A 13,884-nucleotide genomic window follows, 5' to 3' on the forward strand; every position below is an offset into this window, starting at 1 on the left:
GGTATTTTAAAATCCCAAAAGCCTTTCGACCCCAATTATGTGATCGCTACCTCTTGACAGGTCAAGACAGTATCTACATAGATATTGTTCAACCCGCAATTTATCATTGGTAATTGATAATTTTGTCGGGGCGGGTTTTACCAACTATCTATGTTTAAAACCCATAATATCATAAACCCGCCCCCACCCAAGGACTCCTAAAATTAGAAAAAATGGCGATCGGCGATCGAATATATCGCTCATTGGCGTTCTAATTTTGCCAATTCTTTCTGGGCAAATTCGCGGAAAATGTCGTCAGAATCGTTCTGAGCGCGATCGCGCACAAGTTCTAAAGTTTGAGGGCGATCGGGATATAACTCAATCATAGCTGCAAGAGCTGTTTGCCGGGGATTATCTTGCCAATCATACTTGCGATCGAAGGGATCATGGATAGCAACCTCGCACAATAACTCAAATAATTCTGGGTCATCTTTCCACCCCCGTGCTAATTCTTGTACTGCTGAAGATCGCACAGCCCAATTATCGTCTGATTGAGCGTGTTGTTTGAGAATGGGTAAGGTTTCTGGGTCATCTTTCCACCCCCGTGCTAATTCTTGTACTGCTGAAGACCGCACATACCCATTATCGTCTGATTGAGCGTGTTGTTTGAGAATGGGTAAGGTTTCTGGGTCATCTTTCCACCCCCGTGCTAATTCTTCGACTGCTGTAAGTCGCACATACCACTGATCGTCTGATTGAGCGCGTTGTTTGAGGATAGGTAAGGTTTCTGGGTCATCTTTCCACCCCCGTGCTAATTCTTCGACTGCTGCACGTCGCACAAGCACATTATGGTCTGATTGAGCCTGTTGTTTGAGGATAGGTAAGGTTTCCGGGTCATCTTTCCACCCCCGTGCTAATTCTTCGACTGCTGCACGTCGCACAGCCGAATCATCGTCTGATTGAGCGCGTTGTTTGAGGATAGGTAAGGTTTCCGGGTCATCTTTCCACCCCCGTGCTAATTCTTCGACTGCTGCACCTCGCACATCCGAATCATCGTCTGATTGAGCGCGTTGTTTGAGCCAAGGTAAGGTTTCCGGGTCATCTTTCCACCCCCGTGCTATTTCTTGGACTGCTGCACGTCGCACATCCGAATGATCGTCTGATTGAGCGCGTTGTTTGAGCCAAGGTAAGGTTTCTGGGTCATCTTTCCACCCCCGTGCTATTTCTTGGACTGCTGCACCTCGCACATCCGAATCATCGTCTGATTGAGCGCGTTGTTTGAGGATAGGTAAGGTTTCCGGGTCATCTTTCCACCCCCGCGCTATTTCTTGGACTGCTGCACGTCGCACAGCCCAATCATCATCAGATTGATCCCGTTGTTTGAGCCAAGGTAAGGTTTCCGGGTCATCTTTCCACCCCCGCGCTATTTCTTGGACTGCTGCTTGTCGCACATCCCAATTATCGTCTGATTGAGTGCGTTGTTTGAGCCAAGGTAAGGTTTCCGGGTCATCTTTCCACCCCCGTGCTATTTCTTGAACTGCTGCTTCTCGCACAGCCCAATCATCATCAGATTGAGCCCGTTGTTTGAGAATGGGTAAGGTTTCCGGGTCATCTTTCCACCCCCGTGCTAATTCTTGAACTGCTGCTTCTCGCACAGCCCAATCATCATCAGATTGAGCCCGTTGTTTGAGCCAAGGTAAGGTTTCCGGGTCATCTTTCCAAGTTGCTGCAACTGCTGCTACTGCTTGTCGGCGAATTTCATAAACTAGGTTGTCATCTTCTTGAGGTGCTGGTACTGCTTGTCTGCGAATTTCCCAATCTAGGTTGTCATCTTCTTGAGGTGTAGAAGCACTGCTATTTTCGTATTTAGTTAACTCTTTGACTCGCTCGCGCAACTTACTAGCAATAGCAGCGATATCATTTCTATTCTTGACTTCGGAAACACACTCCGCCGCCAAAAATAGATTGCTAAACTTTTCTGCTTCCCCATTTTCACCAATCAGGTATTCCAGGACTTCACCGGTAAATTTAGCATCCACCATTCCTGCCATTAAACCTAACACTTCATGCCAAGACTCATCTCGCCAGTGTTCCCGGTAAACTTGAATCAAGTCATCTAATTCAATCGTTTTTTGTTTTTCAAATTCCCGCAAAAACTCCCAAGCATAAAGAGATAATATCATATCCGGTTAATTCTCCATAATAAAAGTGGTTGGCAGTCGCAAAATTGAGTCCTGATTAGCTCAAAGCTATCACAATAGCGAGCAGCGGCGCTTCAAAGCTGCTTGCAAAAGAGTGTTGTACAGTTTTTCCTTAACAGTATAAGCGCCGAATCTTTCCAAGTGCGGATTGTTCATTTGAGCGTCGAAAAGCAGATAAGATCGATCGCGCAATCTCTCCACCAACTTCACCATCGCCACCTTAGAACCCTCGGGAATTCGGTAAAACATCGACTCCCCAATAAACGCACCGCCGATCGACAATCCGAGAATACCGCCCGCCAATTCGTCCCCGCACCAAGTCTCGAAGCTGTAAGCCCAACCGGCCTCATACAAACCCCAGTAAATCTTCTTGAGCTCCTTAGAAATCCAAGTCGTTTCGCGATCGGCACAACCCTCAACCACCGCCCCAAAATCGCGGTTTACAGCCACCGAAAATCGATTTTGATTGATTTGGCGACGCAGGGATTTCGGATAGGTAAATCTTTCATCCAGGGGAATCAGCGCCCGCTGCCGGCTCGAATACCACCCCAAACTTTCCTCGCCGTCATTGGCCATCAAGAAATAGCCTTGCGCGTATCCTTGTATAATTGTCGGTATATCATATTGCATATATTTATCAGTTGTCATTTCTCAGTTAACTTTTCAAAGTCAACATTAGCAATTAGGAATAATCATGTCTGAAATCATTGAACCTATTACCTTACCGCCCGCGAAAAACCCCGAACAAGAAGGCCAATGGCTCCAACAAACGCTGCTGGCATGGCTAGACTCCGAGTTTATCCCAGAAGCAGCCAACCAGCAAATAGCTAAAAGAGCTGCCCAAATCTATGTCCGCCAGCGTATGGAAGGCGAAAACGACTTGGGCAGCCTCGTAATTGCGATCGTCACCGAAATGCAGGCCTATGATTTTTCTAAAAGCTTCTACGGCGAATTTGCGATCGCCAACGCCGTCAGCGACTTGTTACTCGAAAGTCTCGGCATCGATAAATGCTGTGGCCAGTGAAGCAAGAAGGAGAAAAATTTAACTCATAAGTCTGAAACAAAAATCAACCCCAAACCTAATCCTGCCGATTAATTGTGAGTTTTTTTCTTCTTCCTTCCTTCTTCCTTCTTCCTTCTTCCTTCTTCCTTCGTGCTACCAGCTAGACTTCACAACACCGGGCAAAAGACCTTCGTGAGCCATTTCTCGCATCATGTTGCGAGACAGTCCGAAGTCACGATAGTAACCTCTGGGCCGTCCAGTTGCCCAGCAGCGGTTCCGCAAGCGAGTCCGCGAACTGCTGCGGGGTAGCTGTTGCAGTTGGCGGTGAATCGCCATTTTGTCCATCTGATTGTTAGCTTGGTCAAACTGGTCTTTCAGGTCTTCCCGCTTGTCGGCGTACTTGTCTACGAGTCTCTGGCGCTTTTTCTCGCGCTCGACCATGCTCTTCTTAGCCATAATCTGTTGATATCCTTAGATTAATCACAATCTACTATTTTACTATATTTTTGTCTTTTTGGATAACTTTAGTTTTAAATATTTTTATTTACACCCAACAACTTATATCATTTGCAGGATGCCTCAGCTAATATTGTGCGATTGACAGTTGCTCTAATTCGAGCTGACGCACCCTAGGAACTACTCTTGGTTCTCGCCAAGAGTTTGTTGTGCAGCGTGTCGAATGTGGAGGATGCGAACTGCGGACACATCTTCACTTTCGGCAATAGTGAAAAGAATGCGGTATGAGTTGCGCCCTTTACCGTAAAGTAACTGCCTAATTTCTTTACTGAAGTATTGATTTTCCCTGGCGAGAGGACAGCGTTTTGGCATCGCTGATAAAGACTCGATCGCCTTCAACAATCCCTCATACCACTCCCTTGCTTTCTCTGGTGATGTCATCTGAGATAAGAGCAGGAATGCACTATCCGCTTGTGCTTCTGCAACGCTAGAAATTTCTATGAGATATCTCATCAGTTTGTTGGAAAACTGTACTTTGTGCGCTGTGATTTAGCAAATTCATCAAAAGAACGGAACCGTCCTAACTCAAAATCATTTAACCCCTCCTGAATACCCTCAATAGCTTCTTCAGAGTCTCGGGCTTCCCATTCTAATATCCGAGTTAGCAATTGGGCCGCAACAAGGCTAATATCTTGTCCTTCCCGAGTGGCTTTTTCACGAAGTAGTGCCTCTATTTCTGGACTGAGGGAAATCGCAATACTCATATACTTACTTCCTTAGCATTAAGCTGTTGACAATAATTATAGCAAAGTAAAAAAACGATCGACTGACAAACTTTATTCACAAACTTTTCATCTCAGCAATTGTAAGGTGTGTCAGCTCCTATTGTTTAATCCTAGTTGCTAGCCTCCGCACTGACGCACCCTAGGAAATATTAGCAGAAGGGCACAAATCTGCAAGTTCGCAAATATTGCAAGCCGGATTTCTCGCATTACAAACTGCCCTGCCGTGATAAACCAACCGAATCGACCAATTTTCCCAATCCGGCTGCGGCAACAATATCATCAAATCCCGCTCGATCCTTGTAGGATCGGTATGTTCGGTCAATCCCAACCGCTGAGTCAAACGTTTGACGTGAGTGTCTACTGTCACGCCCATATTAATACCAAAAGCGTGAGCGAGAACGACATTAGCTGTTTTGCGGGCAACTCCGGGCAATTCTAGCAGCAGTTCCATCCGCTGCGGCACTTGATTGTTAAATTTATTGACGATCGCCTGACAAGCACCTTTAATGTTTTTAGACTTATTGCGGTAGAAACCAGTCGATCGCACGAGACTTTCGAGTTCTTCTAAATCAGCATTTGCCAAAGCAACCGCATCGGGAAAACGCTCAAACAAAGCCGGCGTTACCAAATTTACTCGATCGTCCGTACACTGAGCCGAGAGAATTGTCGCCACCAGCAACTGCACGGGAGTTTCGTAGTTGAGAGTGCAAGGAGCTTCTGGATAGAGGCGTTTGAGGCGAATCAGAATTTCGAGCGATCGTTGTTTTAAACTTAACTTTTTAGGCATTAGTCAGTAGTCATTAGTCATTAGTCACTAATCAGTAGTCATTTGTTATTTGTTTTTAACTGGTTCCCAGGCACGACCAGGGAACCCATAACCAGAGGCTCTGCCTCGCTTGCGTAGCAAAAAAAGTAGAGGAAAAAATAGGAAAACGGAAAAGTAGACATAATTCTTCCTTCTTCCTTCTTCCTTCTTCCCTCTTTCTTCATTTACTATTGCATTAAAAATCGAAAATCTATCCCAGCCAAATTAGCTGTATCGCGAATAATCAAGAAAATTCCCAAACCCAGCAACAACACCAAACCCGTCTGCATAACATTTTCCTGAATGCGGTTCGGCAGAGGAGTGCCCCGCAGTCCTTCTATTAACAGAAAAGCTAGCTGGCCGCCATCTAAAGCAGGTAAAGGCAAGATATTAATCACAGCCAAATTGATGCTAATTAGCACAGCATACTGAAACAAACTCGCAGCATCCGATTCGGCAATCCCTGCACCAATCGCCACAATCGCCACAGGCCCGGACAACTTGTCGGCAGTCTGGCTGAAATTGCTAAATAACTGCCCAAAACCTTGAACCGTCAGCACCACAATCCGCTCAAATTCTGTGGCGGCCTTGCTAAACGCCTCTACAATTCCGACTCTCTGCCGCACGACAGTGCCGTTATTAATTAGCTTCACGCCAATGCGACCTTTACCCTCGGGCGACAGTTCAGGAGTGACTGTCACCACAAATTTTTGTTCTTGGCGCTGAATTTCCAACGCTAGGGGTTGGTTGGGATTATGTTCGATTGCTGCGACCAATAATTTGCTTGCTTCAGCGGAAGCCCCCAATTCCTTGCCGTCAACAGACAGAACAACGTCGCCCGATCGAATTCCCGCTTGTTTCGCGGCCGAGCTGACTTCTGCGGCGACTTCCGGGACTTTAACTCCCGGTAGGTAGTTCATTTGTGCAGCGCCGACAGTGGTCAATTGCACCACCAGCAGGAAATAAGCAAAAATTAAGTTGGCAATTACCCCTGCACTAATGACGATCGCCCGATCGAGCACGGGGCGATTTTTGAGCAAATTCGGGTCATTTGGGGGAATTGTACTCTCGGGATCGTCGTCCGGGAAACCCACGAAACCTCCCAGGGGAAAGGCGCGGAGGGCATACTCAGTTTCCGGGCCTTGGTACTTCCAGAGGATGGGCCCGAAACCGATGGAGAAGCGGTTGACGTGGATGTGTTGAAGTCTCGCCGCCAAGAAGTGGCCGAGTTCGTGAACGACAATCAAGATACCTAAAACTGCGATCGCTGCCAAAACTGACATGAAGGATTCCACTAACACTTTTACTGGACTTTGATTTATTTTAATATCTTTTTAATATCAGTGGCTTCGGAGGGACAATTTTCAGTCAAACTGGAAGGTGGTGTTTTTGTCGGAAGTCCCGGGTGCTGCGATCGACCCGACGCTGCCAAACCGATCGCGCGATCGTACCTGAGTTTACCTCTAAAACCAATTCCCATTACCAATTCCCTATTACAAATTCCCCATTACCAATTCCCAGTTACCCATTCCCCATTATGAAAGACACTTCTTTGAATATTATCGCTATTTCTATCTTTGCCATCACCGTTTCAATATTGTTGGGGCCCCTATTCAACTTGCCAGAAGCCGTACCTGCGATCGCCACTTTTTGCCTGTTGGGGCTAGCGACCCTTGACAGTTTCCAGTGGCAAGGTCAAGGCGGTACTATTTTATTAGATTGGCTGGGGGGAACTTCCAAACAAAAGCGCGATCGTATCCTTCACCACGAAGCCGGACACTTCCTAGTTGCCCACCTCTTGGGAATTCCCGTAACCAGCTACGCCCTCAGCGCTTGGGAAGCATTTAAACAAGGTCAAACAGCCCAAGGCGGCGTCCGATTTGAAGACGAACAATTAGCATCTCAACTCCAAAGTGGCACTCTTTCCGCCCAACTTTTAGACCAATACTGCACCGTGTGGATGGCCGGAATAGTCGCCGAAAAATTTGTTTACGGCAGTGCAGAAGGAGGAGCAGAAGACCGCACCAAAATTAGTGCAATATTAACACAACTGCGCCGTCCAAGTTCCGAGATTCAACTCAAACAAAACTGGGGTTTGCTGCGAGCAAAAAACCTGATAGAAAGCCACCAATCAGCTTACGAAGCCCTAGTGACCGCAATGGAAGAAAGAGCAACTGTTGCCGAATGCTGCGACATAATTCAGCAAAATTTATAGGAAAAAGGTTACGCACTCTTGCCTTATAAACCCGGTCGATATGTAGATTTATCACAACTCCAAAAAAAATGTATATAAACCGAGTTTAAGAGCGTATTATAGGGATTAAAAATTCATGTCAGAACCAAAAAGTTTCCCAACAACACTGCAAACAGCGAACCCAAATACAGAAAAATTGTTGTGGCTGTTCGGTTTCCGGATCGACCCCGGCACCGAAATACCAAATCTATATACTCTAATTGTCTATGGAGAACAAGAGCCACCCTTAGTAGCCGGCGGTCAACTTGTATTTTTTACCCGTCCAGAACTAGCGATTAACGCTCTCCAATTGTGCAATATCGATGTCAGCGAAGTGGGAAAGCCACCCACACAAATAGACGCTATTTGCGACATTGCAGAAACGCTGTACTTGCTCGATGCCGAAGATTGTGACGAGTCAGCTACTATACTCAACTGTTTGAACGCGCTTTTCGATTTAGTGAAAGCTACTTTAATACCGATGCCAACGGAATACAAGCGCATACTTTATGATTTTGCCGATCATTTGAATATTGAGGAAGAGTTTGCAAGTTTTTTAGACGCAGAAGATATTCAGCGATCGGAAATTGTCAATGCCATTTTGTGGTGTGTGGGAGCAATTACAGCTAAATCGAGATTGTTGACCGAGTAATTTAAGAAAAACTAGAATGTGAATCGATAATAGATAATATCGCCCAAGGAAATTGTGCCATGACTGTAACAGATTTACGCTTGTGGACTGTAGAGGAATATCGCCGCATGACCGAAACAGGCATTCTCAATCCCGATGAACGAGTCGAATTAATTGACGGGCAAATTATTTCAATGAGTGCAAAAAATCCTCCCCACGCAGCAACTAATCTCTGTGCAGCCGACTATCTCAGAAATCTGCTGGCAGGACTTGCTTTAATTCGCATCCAAGACCCGATCGCTCTAAGTTATAATTCAGAACCAGAACCGGATATTGCTGTAGTGCAAATCGACCCTCGGCTGTACCAAGATTTTCATCCCGCACCAGACAATATTTTCTTATTAATAGAAATAGCTGACACGACTTTAGAAACAGACCGCAAGCGGAAAGCACCGGCTTATGCTAAGGCGGGAATTACTGATTATTGGATACTTGATGTTAACACGCGGCAAGTTTATGTTTTTCGCGAACCGGGCGAGGCAAACTACCGACAAGAAACTGTATTTAATGAAGATGATGTTTTGTCAATGCTGGCATTTCCAGAAATAGAAGTTCAGATTTCGCAACTTTTTCCTTAAGTAGGGGCAGGTTTTACTAAGAATAATTGCCTAAGACAAATAATCTCGTAAACCTGCCCCCATCAACCTATCAATTACCAATTACCCAATTATCAATTACCAAATCTTCAGAGTCGTCCCGATCGCTACAAAAAACTTAGTATTAGGGCGTAGCGTGAGTTATACTCCTACTGGAAAGACTGTGACTGCAAAAACATCCCGAAATCAAAGTTTATGAGCAACACTTCCCCGCCTCAACCAGCCGCCGACAACCCCGCAACACAAAAACTCAGCCTCTCGACAAAATTAGCTTACGGTGCCGGCGATCTAGGCCCGGCAATTACCGCTAATGTTTTGGCATTTTGCCTGCTAATTTTCTTTACCAATGTCGCTGGTTTACCTGCTGGCTTAGCCAGCAATATTTTGGTAGTTGGTAAGATTTGGGATGCCATAAATGACCCGATTGTGGGGGTTTTGAGCGATCGCACTTCTCACCCTTGGGGCCGCCGATATCCTTGGATGATATATGGTGGCATTCCCTTCGGCATATTCTTCTTATTGCAGTGGATTGTACCTAGCACCGATCGCACAGTGTTATTTTGGTACTATGTTGTGATCGCTATCCTTTTTAACACAGCTTACACCGCCGTTAACCTGCCTTACACCGCGCTCACCCCAGCATTAACCCAAGACTACAACGAACGCACTAGCCTGAATAGTTTCCGGTTTGCTTTTTCACTTGGGGGCAGCATCTTTTCATTAATCTTAGGTTTTATTCTCTCTCGTGTATTTCAAAACAACCCCTATCAACAATACTTAGTATTAGGTGCAATCTGTGCAGTTATCTCTGTCTTGCCTTTGTATTGGTGTGTTTGGGGAACTCGCAAGCACCTCGCAGCCCAACTATTAGAAAACGCAGAACTAGATAATTCTACATCGTTGCCACTGAAAGAACAGTTGCAGATTGCATTTAGCAATCGCCCTTTTTTGTACGTAATTGGAATTTATCTTTTTTCTTGGCTGGGAGTGCAGTTGACTGCTACTATTATTCCATTTTTTGTTGTTAACTGGATGCAACAGCCAGAGTACGTTTTTTACTTAGTTGCGCTCGCAGTTCAAGGCACTGCATTAATCCTGCTATTTGTTTGGAGTAAAGTTAGCGAGAGATACGGCAAAAAAGCCGTATATTTTATGGGCATGAGTTTGTGGATTATTGCCCAAGCTGGACTGTTTTTCCTCCAACCAGGACAAGTATTGCAGATGTACTTATTAGCAGTCATGGCAGGTGTCGGAGTTTCCACGGCTTATCTAATACCTTGGTCGATGATACCGGATGTGATCGAACTCGACGAACTGCAAACAGGAGAAAGACGCGAAGGCGTTTTCTATTCGTTTATGGTACTGCTACAAAAAATCGGATTGGCAGGGGGTTTGTGGTTGGTAGGCCAAGCATTAGAAGGAGCTGGATTTTTATCTACAGTTCCGGGACAGCCTGCACCCGTACAGCCAGAGTCTGCACTGTTTGCGATTCGAGTTGCGATCGGGCCTCTGCCCACAATTGCTTTAATTGCTGGCATGATTCTTACATATTTTTATCCCATAACCCGCGAAGTTCATGCAGAAATATTGTTGAAACTTCGAGAAAGAAAAGCACAAAATCAGTAAGCGCTAATAAGGAGTAGTTGGTTATTAGTAAAATCTAAAAACAACAACTACCAATAGCTAATCCGAGCCAGAGCTATAGCAATCCTCCCATCCTGTGCGAACTCTTTTTTTTGTTTGACAATGTGTCATCTTCTTATTGCATCCGTTAATTCAAAAAAAAGCCCGTTGCGCGTTTACCGAAAGGATTGCTATAGCTTGCTTGGAAGGCGAATAAAAGCGATAGTTTTAGTAAGAGTCCCGGCACCCAGAAACCTACTTTTTTTTACGCAGAAATATAAAGTGCGTAGCGCCATCCGCCCCGGTGGAAAGACCCAGAAGGCTTGAGTTGTTCGAGATGTCGATCGAGCTTGAAAAAAACAAATTATTAAATTTTATGTCTGTCGCGCACTATTGAGAGTAGTGTGTGATATACTGGAACTGTGAGTAACTGTCTAAACTTCAACAGTCATCCAGCTACTCAAAAAGTTTATAATTAAAAGAAAAGACGGATTTTTATCGGAAATTAATTCGATTAGTTGCCGTTCCAAAAATTTGCTGAATGTTACTAATTATATCTACATGGAAAATGCCAAACGTTTTAGCCTGTCAGTTAATGAGTAAGTTAACATATGCTTCTGCCGTTGACTGCGAAGCGAAAAAGGTCATAGATTACAAAGCAATACCAGCGCAAGCGACGGCTGAGGTGTTACAGTCAATTGTAAAAGTTTGGTAAAGTTATTGCGCCCCTACCGCGAAGCTGAGCGACACCGGAAAAAGTTTGCTTCGTCGCCCGGAAACCCTACATACAAGCACAACGCAGCAGACCCAAATGCAGTCCGATACAACTCTCCAGAAGTTGTAAAATAACTTTGGCAGCCGGCACAGCATAGGGATTTAGTTATTTTTGTATACTAGGTGAAAAGAGTGAGAACTATTAGAAGGAATTGGGTTCGACCAACCAAGAATCTCGTGTGATATCCTTAAGCCAATGCTCAAAGTATCAACTAGAAGGCTCGCAGAACAAAGCTGATTTTACCCCCAAAATATGAAAGAGGTCAACATGGAAAGAGAACAGGACGCTCATATCGTACCCATTAGCAACCAGAGCCGACAGGTGCAGCAATTTTCCGTTGACGAGGGAGAAGAGTTAAGCGCGCAGCCTCAGAAAGGATTGAATGTAAAACCGTTGTTGAGGACTTTTCAGCGAAAAGCCCTAATCATTATTGGGATTATAGGTCTAGTAGGCGCTGGAGCTGTTTATCAGATCCAGGGAGGCAAGAAAACATATCAAGGCGATTTTCGGATGCTAGTGGAACCAGTGACAACGGAGGCCAGAATTGCTGACCCCGCTGCCCTCGCCAATCGCACCGAGGGGGGAGGAGTACCTAATCGAGATTTTTTTAGTTTGGACTACGCAACTCAACTTGAAATTCTCAAGAGTCCTCAGATGCTTTCTGCTATTGCCAAACAAGTCCAAAAACGATATCCAAAAGTTACCGAAAAAATTCTTGAAAAAGAATTAGTCGTTTTGCGGATGGGAGAAGATGAGATGACGATGACTAAAATTTTGCAAGTTCGCTTCATGGGGGATGACCCTAAATTAATTGAGTTCGTTTTACAAGAAACTAAAAAGAAATATTTAAAGTACAGTCTTGATGAACGCAAGACTCGGATTGGTGAAGGTGTTAAATTTATTGAAGACCAGCTTCCGGGACTCAATAAGCGCGTAAACAAGCTGCAATCGGAGTTACAGGTGATACAGCAGCAGCAACAGATTACCGATCCTAAAGAACAAGGCGCGCAATTGATCGAGCAAGTTCGCACTGTAGAAACTTTAGAGTTAGAAACTCAAAGGCTACTGCAAGAACAGAAAACGCTGTACGCTAACTTGCAAAAACAATTAGATTTTACACCCAATGAAGCTATTGCCGCTTCAGCTTTAAGCGAAGAACCTCAATATAAAGAGTTGCTGACCAAGGTTAAGGAAGTAGAAGGTCAGATTGCTGTAGAAACAGCTCGTTTTAAATCTGCTAACCCTATAGTGGAAGCTTTAGAGCGCAAGCGGGCAAATTTAGTAGCTTTGCTCAACCAGCAAACTGCTCGAATTTTGGGGCAAAATTTAGTAGGCACCCAAGCTAATTCTAAAGTTCAGAATTTTCAAAATTCTATTCGCATAGGCTTGATTAAACAATTGGTTGATACTGCTAACCAAGTTGAAGTCTTAGAAGCTCGCCTTCAAGCAATCACCCAAACTAAAAACAATCTAAACCGACAAGCAACAGAATTCCCCACCATAGCCCGGCGCTACAACGAACTGCAACAGCAATTAGAAGTAGCTGCCCGCACCCGCGATCAACTTTTAAGTCAGCGGGAAACTCTGCGCGTCCAAGCAGCTCAAAGCCAAGTACCTTGGGAAATAGTTTCTGAACCAGGCATACCGCGGGATGAGAAGGGCGAGCTGATGGCAGTTCCATCGAAAGCTAAAAACAAATTGATGATGGCAGTTGTTGGGGCGCTAGTTTTGGGTCTGGGAACGGCTATCCTAATTGAAAAGTTACGCAATATTTTCTACTGTGCTGATGACGTTAAAGATGCGGTTGAAGCACCTTTATTGGGAGCAATCCCTCTTGACAAAAATGCTAGAAAATTGCCGCCTTCTATTGCTAATGCCTATGCTTATCTTGAAGGAAAAGAGGGTAATAAGAAAAATGCTGCGGAATTTATAGAAGCTTTTGACTCTCTTTATACTAATATCCGCTTTCTTTCTTCAAATCGAACGATTAGCTCTTTGGCAATTGGTTCGGCTACAGTTGGCGAAGGCAAGTCTACCGTTGCTTTAAACTTAGCTCACGTGGCAGCGCTGGCGGGTCAGCGAGTGCTGTTAGTAGACGCCAATTTGCATTCCCCCAGCCTGCACTTGCTGTTGGAACTGCCTAATGTCAAGGGATTGAGCAACTTGCTCAATAATAAAAACGAACCCCATGAAATTATCCAACGATCGCATCTAGCAGATAATCTTTTTGTATTAACTGCCGGTCTCCCGGAGCCTGGTACTGCTAGACGGCTGGCATCATCTCAGATGCAGTATTTAATGGAAGAACTTCAGGCAAAATTTGACTTAGTTATCTACGATACGCCGCCGCTGGCGGACAGTAAAGATACGAATTTTTTAGCGGCGCGCACCGATGGCATACTGATGGTTGTAGCAATTAAGCAGGTTCCCTTTTCTGTAGTCAAAAAAGTTTTCAGTCAATTAGAAAATTTTGGCATACCATGCTTGGGCACAGTGGCGAATCATGCCACTAAACGCAAGAAGTATCCAGCATCTAGATCATCAGTTGTTGAAGGTAAAAATGAATATTTGAATTTGGTACCAGCACCGTCTCGTATCCGCAAACTAGCTCCTAAAAAAGAGTGACACCCAAAAAAGCTGACCCCCAAAAAATGAATACCAGCCCCCGACAGGAGTCATGGCACTCCTAAAATTTTAGACTCTTGTTCAAGCTCCCAGATTCGTCTGTGGAGTAAAT

Annotated in this window: 14 protein-coding genes; 6 read left to right on the forward strand and 8 right to left on the reverse strand. The window is 44.9% G+C overall.

Translation table 11 applies throughout. From position 1 onward, the window contains the following. Positions 1 to 239: 239 nt before the first annotated feature. Both QUA71_RS19970 and aat read right to left on the reverse strand, forming a co-directional pair. The gene (locus tag QUA71_RS19970; RefSeq protein WP_333287639.1) at positions 240 to 2,162 is read right to left on the reverse strand and encodes a HEAT repeat domain-containing protein; all 1,923 of its coding nucleotides are present in this window, start codon (positions 2,160 to 2,162) and stop codon (positions 240 to 242) included. Between the two features lie 69 nt (positions 2,163 to 2,231). Then, positions 2,232 to 2,828 (reverse strand): leucyl/phenylalanyl-tRNA--protein transferase, encoded by a 597-nt coding sequence (aat, locus tag QUA71_RS19975; protein WP_445243806.1) that lies wholly within the window; start codon positions 2,826 to 2,828, stop codon positions 2,232 to 2,234. Positions 2,829 to 2,874: 46 nt separating this feature from the next. Here aat and QUA71_RS19980 point away from each other — a divergent pair, with 46 nt between their 5' ends. Beyond that, positions 2,875 to 3,204 (forward strand): hypothetical protein, encoded by a 330-nt coding sequence (locus QUA71_RS19980; protein WP_333049991.1) that lies wholly within the window; start codon positions 2,875 to 2,877, stop codon positions 3,202 to 3,204. Between the two features lie 132 nt (positions 3,205 to 3,336). On the opposite strand, the gene rpsN is transcribed toward QUA71_RS19980, so the two are convergent. The 6 genes from rpsN to QUA71_RS20010 all read right to left on the reverse strand — a co-directional run bounded on the left by rpsN (position 3,337) and on the right by QUA71_RS20010 (position 6,709). Next, the gene (gene rpsN / locus QUA71_RS19985) at positions 3,337 to 3,639 is read right to left on the reverse strand and encodes a 30S ribosomal protein S14 (RefSeq protein ID WP_006633844.1); all 303 of its coding nucleotides are present in this window, start codon (positions 3,637 to 3,639) and stop codon (positions 3,337 to 3,339) included. A gap of 180 nt (positions 3,640 to 3,819) precedes the next feature. After that, positions 3,820 to 4,152 (reverse strand): type II toxin-antitoxin system RelE/ParE family toxin, encoded by a 333-nt coding sequence (locus QUA71_RS19990; RefSeq protein WP_006633843.1) that lies wholly within the window; start codon positions 4,150 to 4,152, stop codon positions 3,820 to 3,822. Next, entirely contained in the window at positions 4,152 to 4,403 is a 252-nt protein-coding gene (locus QUA71_RS19995; RefSeq protein ID WP_333221125.1) for a hypothetical protein, read from the reverse strand. The genes QUA71_RS19990 and QUA71_RS19995 overlap by 1 nt, the downstream gene beginning before the upstream one ends. A gap of 160 nt (positions 4,404 to 4,563) precedes the next feature. Next, positions 4,564 to 5,211, reverse strand: coding sequence for an endonuclease III (gene nth, locus QUA71_RS20000; RefSeq protein WP_333287642.1), 648 nt, complete (start codon positions 5,209 to 5,211; stop codon positions 4,564 to 4,566). Between the two features lie 206 nt (positions 5,212 to 5,417). Beyond that, a complete protein-coding gene (gene rseP / locus QUA71_RS20005) occupies positions 5,418 to 6,512 on the reverse strand; it encodes an RIP metalloprotease RseP (RefSeq protein WP_333287644.1) in 1,095 nt (364 codons plus the stop codon). 35 nt (positions 6,513 to 6,547) lie between these two features. Then, entirely contained in the window at positions 6,548 to 6,709 is a 162-nt protein-coding gene (locus QUA71_RS20010) for a hypothetical protein (RefSeq protein ID WP_333221131.1), read from the reverse strand. Between the two features lie 57 nt (positions 6,710 to 6,766). Here QUA71_RS20010 and QUA71_RS20015 point away from each other — a divergent pair, with 57 nt between their 5' ends. The 5 genes from QUA71_RS20015 to QUA71_RS20035 all read left to right on the forward strand — a co-directional run bounded on the left by QUA71_RS20015 (position 6,767) and on the right by QUA71_RS20035 (position 13,772). Further along, positions 6,767 to 7,444, forward strand: a complete 678-nt coding sequence (locus tag QUA71_RS20015) for an ATP-dependent Zn protease (RefSeq protein ID WP_333287646.1) — start codon at positions 6,767 to 6,769, stop codon at positions 7,442 to 7,444. A gap of 115 nt (positions 7,445 to 7,559) precedes the next feature. Beyond that, complete coding sequence (locus QUA71_RS20020) at positions 7,560 to 8,114, forward strand: hypothetical protein (protein WP_190732284.1); 555 nt, start codon at positions 7,560 to 7,562, stop codon at positions 8,112 to 8,114. 59 nt (positions 8,115 to 8,173) lie between these two features. Next, positions 8,174 to 8,731, forward strand: a complete 558-nt coding sequence (locus tag QUA71_RS20025) for a Uma2 family endonuclease (protein ID WP_190732282.1) — start codon at positions 8,174 to 8,176, stop codon at positions 8,729 to 8,731. A gap of 213 nt (positions 8,732 to 8,944) precedes the next feature. Beyond that, positions 8,945 to 10,375 (forward strand): MFS transporter, encoded by a 1,431-nt coding sequence (locus tag QUA71_RS20030; RefSeq protein WP_333287648.1) that lies wholly within the window; start codon positions 8,945 to 8,947, stop codon positions 10,373 to 10,375. Positions 10,376 to 11,414: 1,039 nt separating this feature from the next. Then, positions 11,415 to 13,772 carry a polysaccharide biosynthesis tyrosine autokinase gene (locus tag QUA71_RS20035; protein WP_333287650.1) on the forward strand — a complete coding sequence of 786 codons (2,358 nt, stop codon included), beginning with the start codon at positions 11,415 to 11,417 and terminating at the stop codon, positions 13,770 to 13,772. Positions 13,773 to 13,884 lie beyond the last annotated feature (112 nt).

It is taken from the genome of Microcoleus sp. MON1_C5 (assembly GCF_036701875.1).
Lineage (GTDB): Bacteria > Cyanobacteriota > Cyanobacteriia > Cyanobacteriales > Microcoleaceae > Microcoleus.